This is a genomic window from Brevundimonas sp. S1H14 (assembly GCF_047716865.1).
GTDB classification, from domain to species: Bacteria; Pseudomonadota; Alphaproteobacteria; order Caulobacterales; family Caulobacteraceae; genus Brevundimonas; species Brevundimonas naejangsanensis.
The window spans coordinates 905,306-928,537 of sequence record NZ_CP136679.1 but is presented as its reverse complement, the minus strand read 5'-3'; the positions used below and the strand labels follow the sequence as shown (position 1 = coordinate 928,537).

At 62.2% G+C, this 23,232-nt stretch carries 19 protein-coding genes; 6 read left to right on the top strand and 13 right to left on the bottom strand.

What is annotated here, in order from left to right; translation table 11 throughout:
• Window positions 1-39: 39 nt before the first annotated feature.
• From RSD66_RS04485 to RSD66_RS04465, 5 genes are all read right to left on the bottom strand, one after another.
• Window positions 40-3,318, bottom strand: coding sequence for a TonB-dependent receptor domain-containing protein (locus RSD66_RS04485; protein ID WP_415289168.1), 3,279 nt, complete (start codon window positions 3,316-3,318; stop codon window positions 40-42).
• A gap of 102 nt (window positions 3,319-3,420) precedes the next feature.
• Window positions 3,421-4,362: a FecR family protein gene (locus tag RSD66_RS04480; protein WP_415289167.1), complete on the bottom strand. Its 942-nt coding sequence runs from the start codon at window positions 4,360-4,362 to the stop codon at window positions 3,421-3,423.
• Window positions 4,363-4,429: 67 nt separating this feature from the next.
• Entirely contained in the window at window positions 4,430-4,957 is a 528-nt protein-coding gene (locus tag RSD66_RS04475) for an RNA polymerase sigma factor (RefSeq protein WP_162140901.1), read from the bottom strand.
• Between the two features lie 76 nt (window positions 4,958-5,033).
• Window positions 5,034-7,202: a TonB-dependent receptor gene (locus RSD66_RS04470; protein ID WP_415289166.1), complete on the bottom strand. Its 2,169-nt coding sequence runs from the start codon at window positions 7,200-7,202 to the stop codon at window positions 5,034-5,036.
• Window positions 7,203-8,068: 866 nt separating this feature from the next.
• A complete protein-coding gene (locus RSD66_RS04465; protein ID WP_415289165.1) occupies window positions 8,069-8,494 on the bottom strand; it encodes an RrF2 family transcriptional regulator in 426 nt (141 codons plus the stop codon).
• Window positions 8,495-8,630: 136 nt separating this feature from the next.
• On the opposite strand from RSD66_RS04465, the gene RSD66_RS04460 reads away from it, so the two are divergent.
• The 3 genes from RSD66_RS04460 to RSD66_RS04450 are packed head-to-tail and all read left to right on the top strand — an operon-like array spanning window position 8,631 to window position 10,696.
• Complete coding sequence (locus RSD66_RS04460; protein ID WP_415289164.1) at window positions 8,631-8,960, top strand: DUF1971 domain-containing protein; 330 nt, start codon at window positions 8,631-8,633, stop codon at window positions 8,958-8,960.
• Window positions 8,961-9,016: 56 nt separating this feature from the next.
• Window positions 9,017-10,219, top strand: a complete 1,203-nt coding sequence (hmpA, locus tag RSD66_RS04455; protein WP_415289163.1) for an NO-inducible flavohemoprotein — start codon at window positions 9,017-9,019, stop codon at window positions 10,217-10,219.
• A 27-nt stretch (window positions 10,220-10,246) separates the two neighbouring features.
• Window positions 10,247-10,696, top strand: coding sequence for a hypothetical protein (locus RSD66_RS04450; protein ID WP_415289162.1), 450 nt, complete (start codon window positions 10,247-10,249; stop codon window positions 10,694-10,696).
• 594 nt (window positions 10,697-11,290) lie between these two features.
• Here the strand turns inward: RSD66_RS04450 and RSD66_RS04445 are convergent.
• The 7 genes from RSD66_RS04445 to RSD66_RS04415 form a co-directional block, all read right to left on the bottom strand.
• The gene (locus RSD66_RS04445) at window positions 11,291-11,926 is read right to left on the bottom strand and encodes a hypothetical protein (protein WP_415289161.1); all 636 of its coding nucleotides are present in this window, start codon (window positions 11,924-11,926) and stop codon (window positions 11,291-11,293) included.
• A gap of 21 nt (window positions 11,927-11,947) precedes the next feature.
• The gene (locus RSD66_RS04440) at window positions 11,948-12,166 is read right to left on the bottom strand and encodes a hypothetical protein (RefSeq protein WP_415289160.1); all 219 of its coding nucleotides are present in this window, start codon (window positions 12,164-12,166) and stop codon (window positions 11,948-11,950) included.
• A 942-nt stretch (window positions 12,167-13,108) separates the two neighbouring features.
• A complete protein-coding gene (locus tag RSD66_RS04435) occupies window positions 13,109-13,933 on the bottom strand; it encodes a magnesium transporter (RefSeq protein ID WP_415289159.1) in 825 nt (274 codons plus the stop codon).
• The gene (locus RSD66_RS04430) at window positions 13,930-14,430 is read right to left on the bottom strand and encodes a magnesium transporter MgtE N-terminal domain-containing protein (protein WP_415289158.1); all 501 of its coding nucleotides are present in this window, start codon (window positions 14,428-14,430) and stop codon (window positions 13,930-13,932) included. Before RSD66_RS04430 ends, RSD66_RS04435 begins: the two co-directional genes overlap by 4 nt.
• A gap of 1,562 nt (window positions 14,431-15,992) precedes the next feature.
• The gene (locus RSD66_RS04425; protein WP_415289157.1) at window positions 15,993-17,126 is read right to left on the bottom strand and encodes an osmoprotectant NAGGN system M42 family peptidase; all 1,134 of its coding nucleotides are present in this window, start codon (window positions 17,124-17,126) and stop codon (window positions 15,993-15,995) included.
• 19 nt (window positions 17,127-17,145) lie between these two features.
• Window positions 17,146-18,792, bottom strand: a complete 1,647-nt coding sequence (ngg, locus tag RSD66_RS04420) for an N-acetylglutaminylglutamine synthetase (protein WP_415289156.1) — start codon at window positions 18,790-18,792, stop codon at window positions 17,146-17,148.
• A gap of 88 nt (window positions 18,793-18,880) precedes the next feature.
• A complete protein-coding gene (locus tag RSD66_RS04415; RefSeq protein ID WP_415289155.1) occupies window positions 18,881-20,656 on the bottom strand; it encodes an N-acetylglutaminylglutamine amidotransferase in 1,776 nt (591 codons plus the stop codon).
• Between the two features lie 64 nt (window positions 20,657-20,720).
• On the opposite strand from RSD66_RS04415, the gene RSD66_RS04410 reads away from it, so the two are divergent.
• The 3 genes from RSD66_RS04410 (at window position 20,721) to RSD66_RS04400 (ending at window position 22,044) form a co-directional block, all read left to right on the top strand.
• On the top strand, window positions 20,721-21,230 hold the full coding sequence (locus tag RSD66_RS04410; protein ID WP_415289154.1) for a MarR family winged helix-turn-helix transcriptional regulator: 510 nt from the start codon (window positions 20,721-20,723) through the stop codon (window positions 21,228-21,230).
• Between the two features lie 69 nt (window positions 21,231-21,299).
• Entirely contained in the window at window positions 21,300-21,536 is a 237-nt protein-coding gene (locus tag RSD66_RS04405; protein ID WP_415289153.1) for a hypothetical protein, read from the top strand.
• 10 nt (window positions 21,537-21,546) lie between these two features.
• On the top strand, window positions 21,547-22,044 hold the full coding sequence (locus tag RSD66_RS04400; protein ID WP_415289152.1) for a ferritin-like domain-containing protein: 498 nt from the start codon (window positions 21,547-21,549) through the stop codon (window positions 22,042-22,044).
• A 45-nt stretch (window positions 22,045-22,089) separates the two neighbouring features.
• Here the strand turns inward: RSD66_RS04400 and RSD66_RS04395 are convergent, their stop codons facing one another.
• Window positions 22,090-22,818: a Crp/Fnr family transcriptional regulator gene (locus RSD66_RS04395; RefSeq protein ID WP_415289151.1), complete on the bottom strand. Its 729-nt coding sequence runs from the start codon at window positions 22,816-22,818 to the stop codon at window positions 22,090-22,092.
• Window positions 22,819-23,232: the final 414 nt, after the last annotated feature.

Genomic DNA, 23,232 nt, shown 5'->3' with positions numbered 1-23,232 from the left:
GAGATTATACTACACAATTACTGAAAAAAGCCAACAGAACTAGAACGTTTTTTGTAATGAGAATCCAAAAATTCTTGGATCAAGAGTAAATACATTTGTGGTTAACATCGTATCGTCGCTATTGGTAAACGCATCCACAATAGGAGTATCGTCAAAAACATTCTTTACGTATGCGCTTACAGTCAGGCCGTTAGAAGGATTCTCGAGAGATATAGACAAGTTTGCATTACCCCACCCCTTAAGTCTATCATACTCTGTATTATAGACGCGGAAATAGCTTTCAGCCTGCCTATAGTAATCGGCTCTGAACGTAATGCTTGAGGCTCCGATATCCCAGACGTACTGGGCTCCGATGTTTGCCGTCCATCGCGGCGAGTTCGGCAGTTCATTTCCACTGAGGTCCGCCAAGAAGCCGCGACCGCTATTCGGCGCATCGGTCAGTGGATTATATGTAATGCCGTACAATGCCCAGAATGGCGTACCGCCCACAAAGCTTGGATCGAACGAACCATAGTTCTTTGAGCCTCCGCACAAGACCTGAAGAGCCAGTTGATTCAGGCTGTCGCCGAAGTTGCTGCTTACAATCTTCTCGACAAGAGCGGTCGGCGCCACACAATTTGACGGCACCTGGACCCAGGGCCTCAATACCATCCACTCGGGATTTCCCTGAGTGCGATCCATGACATTGATGGAGCCTTCACCGTCGGCAATCCGCGTTTTCAGATAACCAAAGTTGCCATCGATCCGGAACCGTGGCGTGACCTGATAATTGACCTCAAGCTCTAACCCCATGCTTTCCGCATCGAAATTCTCGTTCAGAGAAATACGGTCAACGATCTGAGACACCTGATAGTCGGTATAGTCGTAGTAGAAGGCTGTTGCGTTCAAGCGCAGACGGCGATCCAACAGACTGGTCTTGATCCCGAGCTCATAGGCGTTGAGGAATTCAGGCTCGAAAATGCTCGACTGCGGCAGATACTGCACCACCCTCGGATCGAGGCCCGCCCGCGGAGGGTTGGTCCCCCCGCCTTTATAGCCGCGCGCGTAGGACGCATAGGCCATCAGATTGTCCGACGGCTTCCAGTCCAGAACAAGACGGCCCGTCATTTCAGACCAGTTTTGCTCAATGTCCGGCAAAGCTTCAAAGCCCCTGGAGAACGAACCGCCAGTCAAATGACCGTAACCTAGACTATCCCTGGTCCCTAAAAGCAGTTGCGTCGGATATGGCGTTGACGTCTTGCTGTCGTCGGTATAGCGCAGGCCAGCCGTCAGGCGAAAAATATCTGAAAGATCAACATATACCTCACCAAATACACCATAAGATTCAGTTGTTACTTCATTTTTACTTCTAAAATAATTATGCCCGTCGCCCGCAATGTTTTTGATAGAGGATCGGTCAACGTAGACACATTCATTCTGGCTTCCATCCACACAGGGGATCGACATGCCACCGTCAGTTGGATTTGAAGGATCTATAGGAACCCTATTGTACCAGTACTCAGCGATAAGTGTGAAAACATTATTGAATACATAATAATCATCCCTCGTATCAAATTTGAGGTAATTCACTCCTAGATTAAAATTAAATCGTCCGGAGTAGTTTGATTGCAACCTGAATTCTTGGAAAAATTGCTCATTTTTTGACTTACTAAGGTCAACGGCAAGCATTCTTTTAGATGGTCCGAGCTGCGGATCCGTATACACCCCCTCCGGCGCTGCATTGTAAATACTGCTATGAAGAGGTCGCGGATTTCCCCATGCGTCTATAATATCGTCGTAATTACTCTTATTAAAAATTTCATTAGAAACATATCTCATATAGTCCTGAGAAGACCAGAAATAGTCTTTTGCATATGTTGTTTGCGACACAAGCGTAAGATTAGGATTAAAATCATACTCAAGATTTAGCTGATAAACATCATTATTAGCTACAAATTTCGGATCATAGCTCGTAGAGACCTCACGAAGATCTGTTGATTGAACGACGCCTTCATAGGGATTTATCCCTACATCAATTCCCCGTGTTGAAATTCTGACGCCATTTACGAGACGCTGCCCATAACCGACGTTCGCTGCCGCCCAGATCTGGCCCATGCTAGTGCCATTAGGCGTGCCATAGGCCGCATCTGCATAAAGGCTCCCCGGCTGACAGCCCTGACTTAGAACCCCCTGCAGGAATTTACTGGTGAGCGTAAAATTCCCCACCTGCGTCGGGCCGTCGTCAGTCGTACACAGTTGCTTGCCGGTACGAGAACGATTGTCGTCTTCCCCGAAATGTTCCCAGATCAGATTGGCGCGGAAACGATCCGTCGGCTCCCAAGCTGCGGACAGCCGCACAGAATGCAGATCACGTCCGTTGACGTGTGTATCGTTGAAGGAGTTGTAATCAAATCCATCCCGCTTGGTCAGGCCCGCAGCCGCACGAACCCAGAAGGTGTCGGTGATCGGGACATTGACCATCATCTGGCCGCGCATCGTGCCGAAGTTGCCGGTCTCAGCCTTCAGCATCGCCTCAAAGTCCGGACCGGGCAGTTTGGGGAACATGTTGACCACGCCGGCCGTAGCGTTACGGCCATAGAGCGTTCCCTGCGGCCCGCGCAGGACCTCTACCCGGTTCACGTCCAGGTATTCCTGTTCGAAAAGACGGTTTCGGATGAGGGGGGTATTGTTGAAACTGACGGCGACAGCAGGGTCAGACGATGCTGAAACCGCCTTGGTCCCGATCCCACGGATCGAGAAATTGTACATGCTGAAATTGCCCTTGGAGAAAGCCACGTTCGGGATGGCGCGCATCAGTTCCGAACCGCCTTCAATCTTCATCGCGTCCAAGTTCTCTGCCGAGAAGGCGGAGACCGCGATGGGCACGCTCTGAATGGATTCCTCACGCTTCTGAGCCGTCACGATCACGTCGGCGACGCTGGTCGTCTCTTGGGCGATCGGGCCCTGCAGAAGGTCGTTTCCCCCCGCATCGCCCTGGCCGCCGCGTACCAGACGAACAGCATTCGGGCCGGCGAATTCGGCGGTAAGGCCCGTACCGACCAACAGTCGGTCCAGAGCTTCGCCGACCGGCAGGTCGCCCGACACGGCGCGGCCGCGCAGGCCGGATGTCAGAGATTGATCTACAGCGACCGAAATTCCGGCCTGGCGTCCGAATTCAAGCAGGCTTTGCGACAGCGGCGCCGAACGGATGTTGAATGAGGTCACCGCCGACTGAGCTGTCGCGCCCACGGGCGACGCCGCAATCATCAATGCGGCGCATCCCGCCCCCGCCAACATGCGCAAACGTGAAATACCGACGCGCGAAGACCGCAACACCATAGACCTCTCCCTCCCAAGAGATGGTTGTTTTGAGAGATTGACGTTTCAGGCGACAGAAACCCTACCTGCCCCGACGCATATTTTTGCAGGGATCGTAAAATCTCAGCTTGCGGGCTTGAGGCGGTCCTCGCGACCCGCATCGCGGATGTCGGCGTCGAGCAGGGCGGCGAGGCGCTGCACCGTATCGGCCCGGTCGTCGATCACAAGGCGCAGCGTCACATGACGGCGTCCCAAGGAGGGTTCTGCCGAAACAGGGCGCTCGTAGAAGCGATTGAGGTCGCGGATCACCTGATCGACCGGCGCATCTTCATAAGTCAGGACACGCTGGCGCCATTCATCGACGGACGTCGTCGGGATCGTCGAGATCCGCGTCTGCTTGAACGTGTGTTGGTTCGTATTCTTAACTTGAAATCTCTGCCCGGCGCGCAGGAGAATCGGCTTTCCGCCCCCTGCCAGGGAGCGGACCTCGACCACCCCTTCCTTGACGGCGACGTCCAGGCTGTGGTCACGGCTACGAACATTGAACGCCGTGCCGACCGCCCGGACTTCATAGCCGCTCGCCCGTACCAGGAAGGGACGATCAGGGTCCTTACGGACGACGAAGGTCGCCTCGCCTTCTTTCAGATTCACCACTCGTTCGCGGCGATTAAGATCATATTGAGCGCGCGTTACGACGTTCAGCGCGACAATACTGCCATCCGGCAACTCCTGACTGCGTTGTTCGCCGACACCCGTTTCACTGGACGTGCGATCCAGCCGCCAGAGGGCGCCCAGGCCCACGCTCGCAGTCAGTCCCAACACCAGAACGGCGGCTATGGCGGCGAGGCGGACCTGTTGGGGAGCCCTGCGGCGCGGCGCCGGAACCATTTCAGCGACGTTTGAAAGCTCGCCCCACACCTCGTGCATACTGTTCAAGGCGGCCTGATGCAGAGGATGGGAACGCCAGACGTCAAAAGCCTGTCGCTCTTCCAGCGACATAGGGCCTCTTCGCTGGGCGGCGAACCACCGAGCAGCCTCCTGCTGGATTTCTTCGTTTAAGATCATGACCGGCGAATTGGCGGCGTGTAGAGCCGAAGGATTACCACCATAGACGAATGAAGGAGCTTATTCCCTACTCATCCAATTCGTCTGCCTGCATTTTTTGTACCAATTCCAGCATGGCGGCCGAAAGATGCTTTTCCACCGCCTTCACGCCAATTCCCATTGTACGGGCGATTTCGAGATAGCTGAGACCGTCGATGCGATGCAGGAGAAAGGCCTCGCGACGGCGGCCAGGCATGGCGTCGATGACCGCCAGCGCCCTGCGCAGCCTTTCAGTCGCAAGCAGGACGCGTTCTGGGTCAGCCAGATTGCAGGGCCCCTGCTCATAATGGTCTTCCGGGCGAAACAAGCGCAGCGTCCGCGCCCGACTGCGCAGTCGATCAATCACCAGATTGCGTGCGAGACGGAAAAGCAAATGAGTCGGTGCTTTAACCGGCTCGCGCCTTGCTGTTTCGACAAGCTTTAAACAAGCGTCCTGAGCAAGATCGGCTTCGTCTCCCTGCACGCGGCGCGTGATCGCGCGCAAACCTTGTGCGCTGGATCGAAACGTCTCGTCCAGTTCATGTGGCGCTGTAATCCGTGCTTGCCTCTCGCCCATGGTCTCTCCCCAGACCATTGTTCGCTAGATTGACACTCTCACGAAGCGTGCGGACTTCGTCAAGTCGCCCCTTCCATCAGAACCGGCGCTGCAACGTCAGGCGCACGGCGCGGCCCAAGGGATCCTGCATGTCGCGCCCATAGCCTTGAGCTGGCGATCCGTCGCCCAGGCGCGCCTCACGGCGCGTATCGAACAGATTGCTGATCTCCAGATTGACCTGCAGGCCTGTACTGCGACGACGAGGCGTCTCGGTGGCTCCGGTTCCGGATCGGCTGCGACCGGACATCATCTGAAAGCTGAACCTCAGATCAGCCGTCATGAAATCCGCGATGACCAGATCATCGGGACCATCCACTCCGCCAAGGCGCCGCGTTCGATAACCTTCCTGCCAATGAGCCGAAAGATTCGCGCCCCACCGCCCCCGCTGAGCGTCAATCAAAACGCTGGCGTTCTGGCGTGAAATTCCTCCGCCATCTCCCTTGAGGCGATCTAATTCGGCCAACCCTGCGCGCAAACGCGTGACGCTGGCGAGTTGAAGACTGTGACTGATCGCGACGCGCATGATCGTCGCCTCTTGCCCCGCCGCCCCTGCCGGACGAGGAAGATTGAAGTTCGCGCCCGTGGTCAGACTCTCGGAAAACGTCGAACTCAGATTAAGCGGCCGATAGTCGATACTTATCAACCTACCATTGATATCCCGATGGAAACGGTCGGGAAACGCCATCTCCACGTCTTCGGTCAACTCGGGCAGCGAGCCGATCCCATTTGTATGGGCGTTGCGCACATAACCCAGATTGCCCGACAATCCCCATGATGTGAAAGGCCCCCATGAGGCCGAGACGCTCCAACGTTCGGATTCGGGCGGCGTCAGATCCGGATTGCCCCCCCTGATAGGCAAAACCTCGACTGCCTCTCCGCTCCGGAAGTCGAAAACAACGATCGGGGGGCCGTAATACTCCGGCTCAGAACGCTGGATATCCGGCACGCTGTCCGTCGACGCCCCCCATTCGCCGTTTAAACGTATGCCCCGGCGGGGAGTCCAGGCCAGCCCTGCGCTGACATCCTCGCCACTGGCGCCGCCGCTGTTGCGCATTCCCACGCCGAAGGTCGCCACAATATCACCCAGGCGATCCCTCCCGCCGGGACCGCCTGACTTCGTCAAGGGGATGCTCAGCGCGCCTCGAGCACTGTTCGTCTGGAAACTGTGAACCGACCGGTCCAGGTCACGCTCAACAGTCGCCCGGCTGCCCTGGAAGCCGGCGCTCACATTGGCGGTCATAGGTCCGGACGGCAGTTCAATAAGCGACCGCTGACCTGCACCCGTAATCCCGAACGACAAGGTGTCGCTGCTCATGTCCTGCAGGCCGTCTTCCTGACTGCGCGCAATCTGGCCGTTAAGATTCGTCTGCACCATCCAGCCGGCCACTTGCCCACTGGCGCCGCCGGACATGCCGAGACTTTGCGAACGGCGACGGCTTTCGACCACGCCGACGCCTATCTGCGCCACTGAACGGCTCTCTTGCGCCTGTCCATTCAGGCTGAAGACCCCGGACCACTCGCCCAGCCCGCGCGTAAGGCTGATATTAGCCGAAAGGAGTTCCGATTGCGGGCGCAACGTCACGAGGTCCGCGTCCGGTCCATCTGTCGCCAGGGCGCGGTCTCTTTCCCCTGCCCGCAGCGCCGTGTCGCGCGAGAGACGCAGGCCGAGTTGATGCGTATTTCTTCCGGCGATAGCGGAACGCCTCAGATCGCCGGACAAAGTCGAAGTTCCGCCCTGGGTCGGCCGCGATCCGACAGCCCGCCCGTCATAGCTGGAGAAATTCTGCTGCAGCACCAGATTGACGACACGTTGTCCCGGAACGGCGCCGTAGAGGCCTGCAGCTTCAGGAGGCAGAACTTCGGCGCGCACAAGAGCGTCAGGCGGAAACCCCGTATAAGCGCTGACATTAGGCGTCGGCCGCCCATTGATCAGCACCAGAGGCTGGCCGCCAAGCGCCAGGGTTTCATCCATGCGCTTCAAAACATCGTCGATGCTCCACGCGCCCAGAGCATCAATATCGGCGCCGTCTAATTCGATCTCCGGGGGCGTCAGCGCCGCGCCGCGCCGCCCGAACACCTCCACATCCTCGACCTGGACCGGCTCTTCCAGATCAAGATCCGGGCGCACATTCTGCCCCGCCGCCGCTTCAGCCGAAGCGCCGCCATGCCCCATGACGACAGCGGCGACTAAGGGCAGCCACCCCATACTATTCCTCGCCCCCCAACTGCATCATGGCATGAAGCCTCGCGCGTTATTCACGGCACGACAAGACGAAACATAAAAAGATAGCTGATGTCGGGCGCTATTGACGCTAGGGAACAGCAATGAAGCTGAACATCATCTGAAAAGACGAGAAACCAGCCGCACCTCGTCAAAGATACCGCTTAAAATCACCCCACGCATCAAGATCGAGCGCCAAGACGCTCGCCCATCAGGGCTCCAGCTCGATGTCCCAGTAGAGGAAGCTGAAACCGCCTTATCCCTGCCGATAAGCTCTTGAGAGCATTGATAAAATTCTACATCCGCTGATCGAGCTGATGCTCGTGGTCACCATATGGTCACCACGGCGGCGGAAATCGCAGGGATTTCCAGCGCGCCAAAGAGGCTACCAGAAACGAGCGGAAAAGTCGTCGTCAACGGCTGCAACGCGCGATTAACGCGAGGGCACGAGTTCAGATTTCAGTGGCCTCAACGGAATGACCGGCGCCAGTGCGCGTAGCGCGACAAGGGCGACATCATCCACATCGGCATAACCGCACGCTCGGCAGAAGCGTTCGAAAACCTTGCTCCATCACCTGATAGCGGACCGGGTAGCGAATACCTGCATCATCCCGGTGCGGATCGGGTCGAACGGTTCAGCCTGCCCGGCAGCCGGTCGTTCAACTTTCTTCTTCATGCAGCCCTAAGAGGCGGCCGTATGGCGAAGCTGCGTTTCGATGCTCAAGGCAAGGCGTTGGCGCAAATGCTTCTGGACCTGCCGTTGCAAAGTCTCGCCTAGGCTCGGCATAGAGGGGATTAGGCATAACTGCCGGAACTGAAGCGCGAGCTTCGCGATTTCAAGCTACTCGCTTCTAATCCTCCGAGGGCTCGAACAATCTCGCAATTTCGCCCCGACGCGCCAGCAGGTTTTCCAACGTATAGCCGTCCAGCACCTTCATGAAGGCGGCCAAGGCCTGATGCAGCGCGCCCGTCAGGCAGCAGGCGGGCGCGATGATGCAGTTTCCGCAATCGACCAGATCGAAGCCGTCCTCGGTGTGGCGCACCACGGCCCCGACGTTGATCTCGGCCGGCGGGCGCGCCAGCCTCACTCCGCCGAATCGACCGCGCACGCTGACCAGATAGCCCGCGTTCACCAGGTCGCTGACCACCTTCATCAGGTGGTTCTGGGAGATGTCGTAGGCTTGGGCGATCTCGGCGATCGAGCACAGCCGATCCTCACGTGCGCCAAGGTAGAGCAGCACCCGCATGGCGTAATCGGTATAGCGCGTCAGGCGCATTCATCTCTCTGGAGCAGCTTACGGCGGGGTTCTCGATCAGCGCGTCATCGCGCCGCAGGAAATTATATGCATCCTCATTGCATGTTTCAAATGCGCGCTATAGATGCATTAGTGATGCATCAATGGAGCAAGGGCGATGAACGGCCGCTCGCGTAGTCTGGAACAACCGCCGGCCCCGGCCGCCCGAGCCGCTTCAGCGCCGATCCCCTATCGCTCGACGCCGGTGTTTGACGCCTCGTCCCTGCCCGCCGCCCTGCGGGCCGATCACAGCCTCAAGGCGGGAACCTGGGGTCTGATTCAGGTGCTGGAAGGCGAGGTCCGCCTGACCTATCGCGACCCGCACATGACCACTGTGCTCCGTCCGGGAACGCCGGGCCATATCGAACCGCAACAGGTCCATTCCGTCGAACCGTTGGGGCCGATGAAGATGCGCGTCGACTTCTACAACGAGCCGCCCGGCGATTAAACGCCGGCAGTCCCCCACTTTCCTTCCCCCACTTAGTATCGCCTAGGAGTTTCCTGATGGCTCAAGCCCTCAGCGAGCGCACGATCGCGCTTGTCAAAGCCACTGTTCCCGCGCTCGAGGCGCACGGTCTCGACATCGTCCACGAAATGTATTCGCGGATGTTCCAGAACCCCGAGATCCGCGACCTGTTCAACCATTCGCACCACGGCGACGCCGGTTCCCAGCCGCGCGCCCTGACCGGGGCCATCCTGGCCTACGCCGCCAACATCGATAACCTGGGTGCCCTGGCCGCGGCAGTCGAGCGCATCGCCCAGAAGCACGTCGGTCTGCAGATACTGCCCGATCACTACCCTCACGTCGGCGCCGCCCTGCTGGGCGCCATCGCCCATGTTCTGGGCGAAGCCGCGACAGAAGAGATCATGACCGCCTGGGGCGAAGCCTACTGGTTCCTGGCCAATATCCTGATCACCCGCGAAGCGACCATCTACGAGGACCTGGCGGCGGCCCATGGCGGCTGGAACGGCTGGCGCGCCTTCGAAGTGGTCGAGGTGCGCCCCGAAAGCTCGGTCATCACCTCCTTCGTGCTGAAACCCAAAGACGGTGGCCCGATCCTGCGTCACCGACCGGGCCAATATCTGACCTTCTGGTTCGACATCCCCGGTCATGCGCCGATCAAGCGCAACTACTCCATCTCCTGCGCCCCGAACGACGAGACCTATCGCATCTCGGTCAAGCGCGAGGAAAAGGGCCTGGCCTCGGGCTGGCTGCACGACAACGCCCGCGTCGGCATGGTGCTGAAGGTCGGCGCCCCGGCGGGCGACTTCTTCCTGCCCGAGACGCCGCCGCGCCCGGTCGTGCTGCTGTCCGGCGGGGTCGGCCTGACGCCGATGGTGTCGATGCTGGAGACCCTGGTCGCCGAGAAGCCGGATACGGAGGTCCACTATGTTCACGGCGCCTATGACGCCGGGGTCCACGCCATGGGGCCGCACATCCGCGCCCTGACGGCGGCCCATCCGCGCGGGCGCAGCACCGTCTTCTACGAAGCGCCCGCTAATGACGCCGACGGCCATGACCATGCGGGGCGCATCTCCGGCGCCTGGTTGAGCCAGCAAACGCCGATCCAGGAGGCCGACTACTATCTGTGTGGCCCCCGCCCCTTCCTGCGCGCCCTGGTGTCGGATCTTCGAGAAGCCGGCGTCCCTGCAGACCGCATCCACTATGAATTCTTCGGCCCCGCGGACGAAACCCTCGCGGCCTAGCCGTCGCAAAACCTGAATGGAGCCGGCATGGCCCGCTACAGATCGTCGACAGCCGCAACAGCACGTTACGCCAGCGTCGCCTTCGTTGCGACCTTGTGGCTGGGCCTGCTGATCGGCGTTTCATTCCTGGCCACGCCAGTGAAGTTCCAGGCGCCGTCGCTGACCCTGGCGACGGCGCTGGAGGTCGGCCAGGCGACCTTCGCCCTGTTCACACGTGTGGAATGGGGCCTGGTCGTTCTGCTGGCCCTGGCTGTCGCATGGGGCGGGCGAACGGGCGCCCAGTTTGGCCTCTGGATCTGCGCTTTCCGCACTGGCGGCGACGGACCGGTCCTCCGACCCCCCGCGAGCGAGTTCGCCCAGGGTCGTGACGGCGCCGGCGAACAGGTGGCCGCGCTCACCGGCAGGAGATCCCGGTCGACTTCCCCCCGTCCCCTACCGCCCCTGGCGCGTCCACGCCCGGCTCTTCGGACAGGATGAGGCTCTTGCCGTTCCGATCCCAGACCAGAAAGGCTCTTCGGCCGCCGTGGGCGCTCTCGCCCTGTGGCGGCCGCTCAACCACGTCCCCTGAGGCGAAGAGAGAATTCCGTTGCCGCATGGGGGAGGCGACGAAGTCTCTCGGGGAAGCGCGCCCGATGTGCGGACGCTGAAGGTCCGGGACATCTACATCCCCGACCGTCGCTCGAAAACATCCGGGTCAGGAAACGTGATTTCCGGTAGCCGAACTGTCGTGCGCGACAGCGCCGTTTGACGACGATTTTCGGCCTGGACGCTGTTCGCCACCAAAGCCCGGTGTCCGCCGCCCTCGCACAGCTTCGGGCCGGACCGGGCACGCCGCGGCCTGCCGATCTGAACGCGCTGGCGGGTGGCCCCTCTCGGTCAACCCGGCGCAGGCCTCCTCGAGCCGGCTCCGGTCAGGCGAAACCACGCCTCGCGGCGTTCTGATCCCATGATTCAATATGATGAGGTCTCACGCCGGCGCAGGATCGGGGCAGTGACTTCTTCTTCACAACCCGTCCTTCCTGCGAAGTACGAACGATCTAGGGGGCGGCGCTGCGCCGCCCCCTCTCCCGCTCAGCGGTAACGGGCGCGCTCTTCAGCGATCTGATCTGTCGTATAGGGGACACCAGAAGGATCGAAGCGCGACCAGCCGCCTTGACGATAGGCCGCCCCTCGCGCGCCGGCGTCCCAACCTCGGCTTTCATCGAGAATGGCTTGCGCCCGCGTCCGTTCGTTTTCATCCACGCGCACGCTGACCAGGGTTCCGCCACGGCGGACGCCCTCCGCGTAGACGTGAGCTTCGTCGTCGTCGTGGCCGGCTTCCTTCAGCGCGCCCAAAATTCCGCCGACCGCACCGCCCGCCGCCGCGCCTGCAGCCCCAGCCGCGGCGGCCGAAGCCAACCAGCCGGCAGCCACGACCGGGCCGAGCCCCGGTATAGCCAGCATACCCAGGCCGGCGAGCACGCCGGCTCCGACGCCGAGCACCCCGCCGGTCGCGGCGCCCTTTCCGGCCCCCTCGGCGACGTCGTTCTCGCCATCGCCGTTCATATCACCCAGCGTCCTGCCTTCGTGCCGATGCCCCTCGTGCCAGTTGTCCGCGTTGTTCGAGAGGATGCTGACATCATGGGCATCGAAACCGGCGGCTTCTAGGGCGGACACCGCCGCCATGGCTTCGGTGTGAGTGTCGTACAGTCGCGTAATGGTCGTCATGGCGATCTCTTTTGTGTCGGATTATGAAGCAGGGGAGGCGCTGACGACGCCCTTGTAGTCGACGGACACCTTGGACTGGACGCCGTCCTTCGTGGCGGTTGCGCTCCACACGCCGTCGGCGCCCTGGCTGAGAGCCCCGACGAGGGCGTAGCCCTGTTTCTCGATCGCTGCGCGGGCCTGCCCTTCGGTGAAGGAGTTGGCGCCGGGCGTGAGGGTCTCCTCGCCGGTCCGATCAGACATGTCCACCGGAGGATTGCGAGGCGTCTCGGATTCCGACACCATTGGGCCTTCAATAGGCCGATCAGCGTTTCGGTTGTCGCCGCACGCCGCGAGCATAAGCGCTGCACCGGCGAGACTTACGAGGACTCTGGTCATCTCAAACTCCTTTGATGGGTCCATTGGGAAGCGTCAGCAAACGAAACCGTTCCCGGCGGGAGGCTTTTTGCGAAGCCTCAGCGACGGCGCGCAACGCGTCTTCCTCCCCTTAGGTCGTGATCCCGCAAGAGATATGGCGGGCGCGATCGCGGCCTGAGTCTAAAGCGGCGTCCCGGTTGGGCTCTCTGCCGGGAAAGCCTCAGGGTCAGCTTTCAACGACTTTGGCGGCCTCGGCCTCCGCCTCCTGCACAAGCACGTCCTCCCGGCTCGCGCTCAGTCGGAAGCGAAGCGCTTCTCATCACAAATATCGGCCGCACAGAAGGTCCAGCTTGTCGCAAGCCGCCCTTTAGCGTGCGGCAGCGGCATCGAAGAGCGAAAGCCTCCATGGAGATCGCCCACGACGCTTCTCGCAGACATGAAAGCGTCTCGTTCTCAAGGGTGATCTTCAGGGCTAGTCGACCCGCGCCGCGCAATGGCAGAGGCGCGCCATAGAGGGTTCGCCAAAACGCATTCAGCATATGATCTGCTTCCCCCGGCGGGGGGTCGGCTCGTGCCGGTGCTGCGACCCGAGGCTTCCGCACGCAACCTATTTCAGGCTTGGCTATTGGTTTATTATGACTGGACTTGCCGGATATATGCTCTCTGCGCTGCACGACCTCTTCCGACGGCTCACGGGCGTCGAACGTTTCTTATAAATAAAGACGAAGCCGGCTTTCGACGCCTGGGGTCGGGCCATGTCTTTCCTCTATGGACGTCGGGGCGCGCCCCGGATCGGGCGAGGGGCGGAGCCGCGCTTCTTTTCCGACTTTAAAGAAGGGATCCCGACAGAATGACAAGCGCGACGGTGAAGTAGATTATCAGACCAGCGACGTCGACAAGCGTGGCCACGAACGGAGCCGAGGCGGTCGCCGGATCCAAACCCGCTCTTTGCAGCAAAAAAGGCAACATAGCGCCGGAAAGCGAACCGAAGGCCACGACGCCAATCAGGCCCGCGGTGATGGTCGCGCCCACCAAATGCCAGTGCGGTCCGTAGTCATAGAGCCCGAGGTGCTGCCAAAGGGCGATGCGGCCAAAGCCGATCAACCCCAGCAGGCCGCCGAGCGCCGCGCCGGTGGGCGCTTCGCGCAAGGTGACCCGCCACCAGTCCCGAAGCCTCACCTGGCCGAGCGCTAAAGCGCGGATGATCAGGGATGTCGCCTGGCTGCCGCTGTTGCCGCCCGAACTCATGATCAAGGGGATGAACAGGGCCAGGACGATCGCCTTTTCCAACTCCACTTCGAAGTATTGCATGACGCTGGCCGTGAGCATTTCGGCCAGCAAGAGGATGCTCAACCACCCCGCGCGTTTCCGAAACATGGCGAAGAAACCCGTATTGAGATATGGGCGGCCCAGCGCCTCAAGGCCCGCGAACTTTTCCGCATCTTCCGTGTTCTCCGCCACCAAAGCGTCGATAACGTCATCGACCGTGACGAGGCCGATGGGGCGTCCCGCCACGTCTACGACGGGCAAACCGAGCAGATCATGACGGCGGATGAGCTCTATCACCCGTTCCTGATCCTCTAGCGCGCCAACGCTGACCGGGAAGCTAAGAGCGATCTCGGCGACGGGAGCATCAGGGTCGAGATTGATCAACTGCCGCAGAGAGACAAGGTCGCGACGAGCTTATCGACGTCGTCGGTCAGCAAAATCGAATAGACAGCGTCGCTCATGCCGGCGAAGGTGCGGACGCGTTCAAGCGCCTGGGCCGCCGTCAGATGCATCGGCATGGCGACATAGTCTGCGGTCATAAGGCCCGCAGCGCTATCGTGAGGCCACGACATCAGGCCCGCCAGGCAACGGCGCAAATTGTGGGGCAGCTGGCCGAGAACATCGTGGCTCTTCGCACCCATGGCGGCCAGAACGTATGCGGCCCGGTCATCCGCCATCCTCGTCACCAGCTCTCCCGCCTGCGCCGAGGGAAGAAGCGCCAGCATCTTGGCCGCATTTGTAAATTCAGGTCGATCGAGCGCGCCCGCAGCGTCGGCGATCGGCATGCGAAGCAGAGCTTCAGCGGCTGCGGAAGACGATAGCGTCTGAAGCGCCGCGGCCCTGTCTGCAGGGCTAGGTTGCTCCCCGGAGGCTCTTGTCATCCTTGGTCTCTCGCCCCTTTGAAAATGCCGCCCTCCCTTAAGGGCGGTCTGCTGAGCGGCGCTCGCCCGTCCTCCGAGGAGAGACGAGCCTCGAGGGACAACGTCGTCCCTTGCGGCTTGATTCCAGCTCGGCTGGCTCCCGGATGGCGAAGCATACACAAGCCGTTCTTACCCCGCCGACGGTTGTTCATACGGACGCCGACGGAGGCGCGTCGGGGGCGCAGACCGGCGACGCCCTCCACACGACCAACCAACGGCCATCCTTATGTCATCGCTAGCTAACGCCAGTCGCCATGGCAGCGCCTGCCCATTCCCAGCAGCGAGGGTGAAAAGCCCGGGACGTGAGGAGAAACGGGACGGCCGCGCTTGTTCGACACGACAGGCGGCGCAGCGCCGCCAGGCTTTGCCTTACGGGCGTCCCCGCACGATGTCCCTGTTGGCGGCCTGGGTCTTAGGACCCTGTCGATCCAGCGCTTCGGTTCGCGAGGGACGATTGGCGTGGTTTGCGCCTTGCTGCACGGCTTCGCCGTCAAGGGGGTTGCCTTCGTCCATAACGTCCGCGACTTCTCCAGCCGCCGGCGGCGCCTGAGAGCTGTCCCGGACTTCTTGGCTCGCGTAGGCGCGCGGTTCCGATCTGCTGTCCTGCTTCACCGGTTTTTCGGAGAGACGGCCGTTGATGACGAGGTGTTCTGATGGGGCATGATCTTCTCCGTGGATAAGCTCTCCTACCCAAACCCGGCCAATCCCTTGTGTTCCATACCGCGGAGGCGTTCGGGCACCGCCCGGGTCTTTTCGCCGCCGGTCGCGAACCCGGTCGGAGGGTCGTAAGACTCAGAGCCTTCCGATCCGACGACGTCCGCGTTTCACGATGGACGCCGCATCGCCGCCGAAGGCTTGGCCGCAGGGTCGCCGCAGAGGCGCGCTCCTCACAACCCCGATCTCAAGGCGCCGCTGGCCCGCGAGAGTCTCCCTCGCGGTTCGCAGGACGGGGCGGGCGCAATACTGAAAAGTCTCAGAGCTGCGCAGGCCCGGCGGAAGCGTTGAGATCGATCTATCGACCCCGAGCGGTACAAGATGGAGCGACTCGCCAAACCGCACCCGCCGTCGCGGTCACGGCCGGCTCTCGGCCAGTTGGACGGGACGGACCGCGGGGGCGCCGCGCGCCTTCACCGCCGTCTCAGCTGCTCGCGGGTGCTCCAGCCTTCCAGATGCATCAGCTCGCTAATCATGGCCTTCGCGGGAAAGCGCTTCGCGCACGTCGCTGATCTTCAGGCAGGCGTGGTCTCGCTCGGCGATTTCAAAAGCGCGTTCGATGACATGGGTCTGGTTCATGCCTCCTCTTTCGCCTGGCCCCATCGGCCCCAAGCCATGCGGTGCCGAGACCGAACGATTTGACGCAGGCTGGCGATAGTCCTGCAGGAGAGTCTGCCCGCTTTCGAGGGCCAGACGCCCGGCGTGACGGCTCGCCCTCCGCTGCCGCTCAGCGAGAACAGGATTTCGATATGCGCGTGATATGGCGTCTAAGGCTGGGAAGGACCGCCGTCTTCCCTTCGTCCCGACGGCTAGGGTAGCGTCAATTTCGTCGAAATGTTCGGCTGATGCGTGAATCCCCAGACTCCTGTCAGCGCGCGCGCGTCGCGTCCGATTTCCACCTCGCTCTGGGCATAGAGGGTCAGGAGGCGAGCCAGATCGACCAAAGCGCTCTGATGGATACGTTCGTAGCCATGGCTGGCGTCCACGCCGAACGTCACCAGGGCCGTGCGGATATCGGCGCCGGATTCCAATGCAGAGGCGGAATCCGAACGGTAGTAACGGAACACGTCTTTCTGATACGGGATGTCGTGATCCCGCGCCAGTTGGACCAGCTTCCGGGAAAGGTGCCAGTCGAAGGGACCGGTCTGATCCGCCATGGCGATGGTGACGCCGAACTCGGACGAGTTCTGACCCGGTGCGGTGGTTCCGTTATCCACCGTGACCATCGCCGCGACGTCGGGAACGAGCACGGCGGAGGCGCCCAGGCCCACCTCCTCGGCGATGGTGAACAGCCACCAGGTATCGACCGTGGGCGTGCGGTCCTCGCGCAACATGCATTCCAGAGCGGCCAGCATGATCGCGACGCCGGCCTTGTCGTCCAGATGACGTGACACGATGAAGCCGCTGTCGGTGAACTCGGGTTGGGCGTCGATGGCGACAATGTCGCCGACATCCACGCCCAGAGCCAGGGTGTCGGCCCGCCCATGGGTCACGGCGTCGATCCGCAGTTCGACCTGACGCCAATTGACGGGCTGATCGTCCACCTCTTCGTTGAAGGCGTGCCCGGAGGCCTTCAGGGGGAGGATCGTTCCGCGATAGGCTCCGCCTTCGGCGAAGACGGTGCAGCGGGCCCCCTCGGCGAAGCGTGACGACCAGTGGCCGATCGGCACAAGCTCCAGCCTGCCGTTGTCCTTCACCGCCTTCACCTGGGCGCCGAGCGTATCGACGTGCGCCACGATGGCCCGCGCCGGGCTGGCTTCGAGACCCGGCAGCCGCACCCGGATCGCGCCGCGTCGGGTCAGTTCATAGTCCAGGCCCAGACGCTCCAGCTCTCGGCATAGCGCCCAGACGGCTTCGTCCGTATAACCCGTCGGACTGGGCAGGTTCAGGAGTTCACCCAAGCGGGCGTTCAGGTAGTCCAGGTCGATCGTCGGGGAGGTCAAGTTCGCTCCTGACATAGTCTCAGGCGTCGGCGCGCGCCGACAGCGGGAACAGCAGATCGATGAACCGTTCTGCCGTGGGGCGGGGTTCGTGATTGGCCAGGCCAGGGCGCTCATTGGCCTCGATGAAGGCGTAATCCGGCTGATCCGGCGCACGCACCATGAAGTCGATCCCCGTCACCGGGATGTCGATGGCCCGCGCCGCCGCCACAGCCGCTTCGACCAGAACCGGATGCACCTCGTCCGTCACGTCATGGATGGTGCCGCCGAGATGCAGGTTGGCCGCCTTGCGGACGAGGATCTCCTCGCCCTCCCCTGCGACGTCATCCAGGCCGTAACCGGCCTCCGCCAGGGTGCGCTCCGTTTCCGCATCGATAGGAATGCTGGATTCGCCCCCGGTGGCCGCGGCGCGCCGACGGCTCTGATGCTCGATGAGAGCCCGCAAGGTCGAGCGTCCGTCGCCGACGACGCGCGGCGGACGCCGCACGGCGCAGGCCACGACCTCATAGTCGATCACGACCAGACGCAAATCCTCGCCTTCCACCTGCTCCTCGACAAGGACGTCCGGACAGATACGCCGAGCGCGCAGCAGGGCCGCCTGCACGTCGGCCATGGTCTTCAAACCCACGGCCACGCCCTTGCCCTGTTCCCCTCGCGCAGGCTTGATCACCAGCTGACCATAGGTCTCCAGCGCTTCGTCGATCGCGCCGAGATCCTGCGGATCGATGCGGCGCGGCACGCGCACCCCGGCGGCTTCCACGATCCTGCGGGTCACCCGCTTGTCGTCGCAGATGCTGAGCGCCACGGCCGAGGTCAGCTCCGAAAGGCTTTCGCGGCAGCGGACGGAACGTCCGCCCCAGGAAAGGCGGAACAGCCCTCCTTCCGAGTCGATGATGTCGGTCTGAATGCCCCGTCGCCGCGCTTCGTCCACGATGATCCGGGCGTAGGGATTGAGCGCATGATCGTCCGAGGGCCCGACGAACAGGGCTTCGTTGATCGGGTTCTTGCGCTTCACGCCGAAGAAATGGACGCGCCGGAAGCCCAGTTTCTCATACAGGGCGATCGCCTGGGCGTTATCGTGCATGACCGACAGGTCCATGTGCGCCAGGCCGTGCGTCCTGAAGTGTTCCGCCAGACGACGGACCAGGGCCTCCCCGATCCCCGGCTGTGTCGCCTGGGGATCGACCGCCAGGCACCAGAGAGATGCGCCGTTCTCCGGATCCTCGAAGGCGCGAGCGTGGTTCACACCCGTCACCGTGCCGATCACCGCTCCGGTCGTCAGGTCCTCCGCGACGAAATAGGAGAGTGTCCGATCGTCGCGATGCGACCAGAGGAAATCCTGCGGCGCCTGCACCATGCGACGCTTTGCGTAGATATCATTGACTGCCTGGGCGTCCGCTTCAGACATCAGACGACGAATGGTGAAGCCCCGCGGCTGACGGCGGCTGGACCGATAGGTCGCCAGGTCCAGCCGATAGGTATGAGACGGATCAAGGAACAGCTCCTGCGGCGCCGAGGCGAGCAGCACGTGGGGATTGCGGACGTAGAAGGCGATGTCGCGGCGGTCCGGCCCCTCCGCGCGCAGAGCCTCGACCAGAGGCGCGGCGGTCTCGAAGGTCTGGGCGAACAGAAGGCGACCCCAGCCGCAGTCGAGGACGGCGTCGCGCACGAACTCCCGTCCCGACGACACGGGTGGTTTGAGGCCTTCATGACGCAGCCGTTTCAGCCGATGCGCCTTAGGGCGTCCGAGACGAAGATCAGACGCCATGTTGCTGCATCCACATCTCGAGGACGGCGACCTGCCACAGCTCCGAACCACGCAAAGGGGTGATATGGCCTGTCGGGTCGTTGAACAGCCGATCCAGGTAGGCCCTGTCGAACAGCCCGCGGTCGCGCGCCGCCTGATTGGTCAGGGCCTCGCGCACCATGCCGAGATAGGGGCCCTGGATGTATTTGAGCGCGGGCACCGGGAAGTAGCCCTTCTTGCGATCGATCACTTCCGACGGAACAACGAGGCGCGCCGCCTCTTTGAGCACGCCTTTGCCGCCCTGAGCCAGTTTGTGTTCCGGCGGGATACGGCCGGCCAGTTCGACCAGTTCATGGTCCAGGAAGGGCACGCGCGCCTCCAGCCCCCAGGCCATGGTCATGTTATCAACCCGCTTCACCGGATCATCGACCAGCATCACTTGGCTATCCAGCCGCAGCGCCTTGTCGACAGACGTCTCCGCCCCGGCTTGCGCGAAATGCGCCTCGACCAGAGCCCGGCTGACATCGACATCCGTCATATAGGCGCCGTTCAACTGGGTTTTCAGGGTTTCGTGGCTGCGGTCGAAGAAGGCGCCGACGTAGGCTTCGACAGGGTCGGCGGCCCCGATCATCGGAGGATACCAATGGTAGCCGCCGAACACCTCGTCGGCCCCTTGCCCGGACTGGACGACCTTGATGTGTTTCGAGACTTCCTGGCTCAGCAGGTAGAAGCCGACATTGTCATAGCTGACCATCGGCTCGGACATGGCGCCGATCGTGCCCGGCAGAGCCTCCATCAGCTGCTGGTGCGGCACGAAGATCTGATGGTGCTTCGTCCCATAGTGTCTCGCGATCAGGTCGGAATAGACGAACTCGTCTCCCTTCTCGCCGTTGGCCTCCTCGAAGCCGACAGAAAAGGTCATCAGGTCCTTTTGCCCCAGTTCGGCCAGCAGGCCGACGATCAGGCTGGAATCCACCCCGCCCGAGAGCAGCACGCCGACGGGCACATCGGCGACCATGCGGCGCTCCACCGCCGTGCGCAGGCTGTCCAGCACCCGGTCGCGCCAGTCCTCGGCGGTCAGGGCGGCGTCCTCAACGCGGCGCGTCATGTCCGGGCGCCAATAGACCCGTTCGCGCGACGCGCCGTCCGGCTCGATCACACGCATCGTCGCCGGCGGAAACTTCTTCACCCCCTTCAGGATGGTGTGCGGCGGCGGCACCACCGCATGAAAGGTCATATAATGGTGCAGACCCACCGGATCGATTGTCCTGTCGACGTCGCCCCCCGCCAGAAGCGCCGGGAGGGTCGAGGCGAAACGCAGCCGCTTGCCGCGTTCGGCCAGATACAGCGGCTTGATGCCGAAACGGTCGCGCGCGATCACGATCCGACCGCTGTCGCGCTCGTGCAGGACGAAGGCGAACATCCCCTTGAACCGCTCGACGCAGGCCTCGCCCCATGCCTTCCAGGCCTTGATGATCACCTCCGTGTCGCCGTGCGAGAAGAAGCGGAAACCCAGGCCCTGAAGCTCCTCGCGCAATTCCGGATAGTTGTAGATGCAGCCGTTGAAGGCCAGAGTGACGCCCAAATCGGCGTCCACCATCGGTTGCTGCGCCTTCTCCGACAGGTCGATGATCATGAGGCGCCGATGCCCCAATCCCACTGGCCCACGCATCACTATGCCGGACCCGTCCGGTCCCCGGGGCGAGAGGGCGTCCGTCATCCGCTGTACCGCGCCGGCGTCGGCGGGGCACCCGTCGAAGTTGATCTCGCCGCTAAGACCGCACATGGGTCCTCCTTGAAGTGTGGATGCAGCGCGTACAAATGGTTAGTTCACGAATGAGTTCAACCTAATGAGCGAAATTCCCCTGCCGTCAGCCGCCGACGCCACGGCGTCATTGGTGCGCTCGGTCCGCCGCATCGCCCAGGCGATCGACGTCCGCTCGCGCGAGATCGCCCGGCTGACAGGCCTGACGCTGCCGCAGCTTCTGGTGCTGCAATCCATCCGTCGTCTCGGCGAGGTCAGCACCCGCGCCATTTCGCGGGACGTCTCTATGTCGCCGCCGACCGTGGTGGCGGTGCTCGACCGACTGGAGGCGCGCGGCCTCATCGTCCGGTACAGATCGACCACGGATCGTCGCATCGTCCACGCGCGCCTGACCGAACCAGGGCACAAGGCTCTGGCCGAGGCGCCGGACCTTCTTCATGCAGATGTGCTGGCGAGGCTCGCGCTGCTGTCGCCGAACAAGCGGCGCCAGATCGCCGGCGCTGTCGCCGCCCTCGCCGATCTCATGGCGCCTTCCGACTTAGGTTCGGAAACGCTCGAAGCGTCTGGGCGCTTGGAGCCCCCGGCAAGGTCGTAGACTTTGCCGCACAAAGAAGCACAGCCAGACCGCCCTTTCGCTGGGCATCATCGGCTATCAGTTAGGCCGGTGAAGCGCGAAAATCTCGCCGAGGTTCTGCGCACTCTCGAGGACACGCTGACCCGCACCGTCCGCCGCGTGCTCATCGTCGAGGACGATCTGGTCCAGCGCGACGCGGTGAGCCGCTTGTGGGCCTACGGCGACGTGGAAACCGTAGGCGTTCCGACGCCGGAGCCTTTGTCCGAATGCAGACACTCCGGAACGTCCCGACGTATCTCCCGCTTTGAAGGCTCCCACTCGTTTTGAGGAGACAACCATGGCCGAGAAAACACTGCAGACCCTGTTTCACGACACTCTGCGCGACATCTATTACGCGGAGCGCAAGATTCTGAAGTCTCTGCCCAAGATGGCCCGCGCGGCTCAATCCCCTGAGCTCAAGGCGGCCTTCGAGAAGCATCGCGAACAGACGGAAGGACAGATCGAGCGCCTGCAGCAGGTGTTCGAGATCATCGGCAAGCCCGCCCGGGGCAAGACCTGCGACGCCATCGAAGGCATCCTGGCCGAGGGCGACGAGATCGCCGAGGAATATAAGGATACGGCGGCGCTAGATGCGGGTCTGCTGGCCGCAGCCCAGGCGGTCGAGCATTATGAGATCACCCGCTACGGCACGCTGAAGCGATGGGCGCAGGTGATGGGATTGAAGGACGCCGTCAAACTGCTGGACGAGACCCTTCAGGAGGAAAGCCAGACGGACGAGGACCTGACGGCCATCGCCGACTCCGCGGTCAACGCCGAGGCGCTGCAGTCCGCCTGACGGCCGGTCTCCCCGCCGCCTCGTGGGCGGCGGGCGCGCGGCGCCTCAGACCGGCAGCCTCTCCAGCCGGAGGTAGGACGGATTGAACTCGGCCGCATCGGCCAGCCGCTCCCAGGCGAGGATGCGGACGTCGGCGCCGTTCCATTCCAGCCACCCCGCCTCGCGCATGACCTTCAGCGTGCGGTTCACATGCACCGCCGACATGCCCAGAAGATCGGCGATCTCCGCTTGGATGATTGGAAAACGAAAAGCTCCGTCGCGAGCGAGTCCGACCGCCTCCAGACGAGTGTAGACTTCACAGACCAGCAGAGCTGTCCGCTCTAGCGCCTCCTGTCGGCCCAGCGCCAAGAGCCATTCTCGATGCATGGCGGCGTCCACCACCGTCTCCAACCAGAGCAGACGCGTTAGGTGCGGGTGCTCCTCCGTCAGGCGTCGCAGACGGTCGTGCGGAGCCTCTGCGATGAGACAATCGGTCAGGGCGCGCACCCCGTGATCGACCCGTTTCAGGACGAAGCCGTGCAGATCGATGAAATCCCCCGGAAGGTTGATCTGGGTGTATTGACGCCGCCCGTCGCTCAGGTCGCGATAGCGCGCGCAGAACCCGCCGATGACCAGGCTGGAATGATCGACCAGGGCGTCCTGTGAAACGATGTCGCTGCCCGCCGGCTTAGCCACGATATTGACCAGTACGCTTCGCAAGGCCTGTTTTTCCTCATCCCCGAGGGCGTTGCGACGCTCCAGCTTGTTCTCCAACAGGCGGCTATGGTCGTGCATGGGGGCGGCTCCGCTGACGCTTGCGTATGCTCAACGTCGCCCGACGGCGAGTGTTGCCGCCAAGCTCGACTCCACGCGGTTCCGCAACGCCGCAAAGGCGACACAAAGAACCGGCTACGGCCTAGCTGCGTTGGTTTCGCGTAACAGGGGAGTTTGCATTGTGAACAGGACACCAGTCATCGAGCGAGCCTTTGAGCTGGCGCGCAGCGGTCGCTTCCGCATCCCAAGCGAGGTCCGCAAGGCGTTGATATCCGACCGCTATACCCAAGCCGAGCTGTTCCAGCTCGAAGGCAAGGCCACGTGGCGCCAGCTGCGAACCTTGTGCGCGAATTCGTACCATCGCGCCTGAGGCCAATCTATCAGCCCTGCGGCAGCGCTGCGACTAACCTATGTAAAGAACCAAACACCCTTGGC

Coding starts and splice junctions, on each gene's coding strand:
- RSD66_RS04470 (WP_415289166.1), bottom strand. CDS start 7,202: ATGGGGTGGCTGCCCTTAGTCGCCGCTGTCGTCATGGGGCATGGCGGC.
- RSD66_RS04485 (WP_415289168.1), bottom strand. CDS start 3,318: ATGGTGTTGCGGTCTTCGCGCGTCGGTATTTCACGTTTGCGCATGTTG.
- hmpA (WP_415289163.1), top strand. CDS start 9,017: ATGGCTCAAGCCCTCAGCGAGCGCACGATCGCGCTTGTCAAAGCCACT.
- RSD66_RS04450 (WP_415289162.1), top strand. CDS start 10,247: ATGGCCCGCTACAGATCGTCGACAGCCGCAACAGCACGTTACGCCAGC.
- RSD66_RS04445 (WP_415289161.1), bottom strand. CDS start 11,926: ATGACGACCATTACGCGACTGTACGACACTCACACCGAAGCCATGGCG.
- RSD66_RS04410 (WP_415289154.1), top strand. CDS start 20,721: ATGAGCGAAATTCCCCTGCCGTCAGCCGCCGACGCCACGGCGTCATTG.
- RSD66_RS04480 (WP_415289167.1), bottom strand. CDS start 4,362: ATGATCTTAAACGAAGAAATCCAGCAGGAGGCTGCTCGGTGGTTCGCC.
- RSD66_RS04440 (WP_415289160.1), bottom strand. CDS start 12,166: ATGTCTGATCGGACCGGCGAGGAGACCCTCACGCCCGGCGCCAACTCC.
- RSD66_RS04465 (WP_415289165.1), bottom strand. CDS start 8,494: ATGCGCCTGACGCGCTATACCGATTACGCCATGCGGGTGCTGCTCTAC.
- RSD66_RS04475 (WP_162140901.1), bottom strand. CDS start 4,957: ATGGGCGAGAGGCAAGCACGGATTACAGCGCCACATGAACTGGACGAG.
- RSD66_RS04430 (WP_415289158.1), bottom strand. CDS start 14,430: ATGACAAGAGCCTCCGGGGAGCAACCTAGCCCTGCAGACAGGGCCGCG.
- RSD66_RS04460 (WP_415289164.1), top strand. CDS start 8,631: ATGAACGGCCGCTCGCGTAGTCTGGAACAACCGCCGGCCCCGGCCGCC.
- RSD66_RS04395 (WP_415289151.1), bottom strand. CDS start 22,818: ATGCACGACCATAGCCGCCTGTTGGAGAACAAGCTGGAGCGTCGCAAC.
- RSD66_RS04400 (WP_415289152.1), top strand. CDS start 21,547: ATGGCCGAGAAAACACTGCAGACCCTGTTTCACGACACTCTGCGCGAC.
- RSD66_RS04415 (WP_415289155.1), bottom strand. CDS start 20,656: ATGTGCGGTCTTAGCGGCGAGATCAACTTCGACGGGTGCCCCGCCGAC.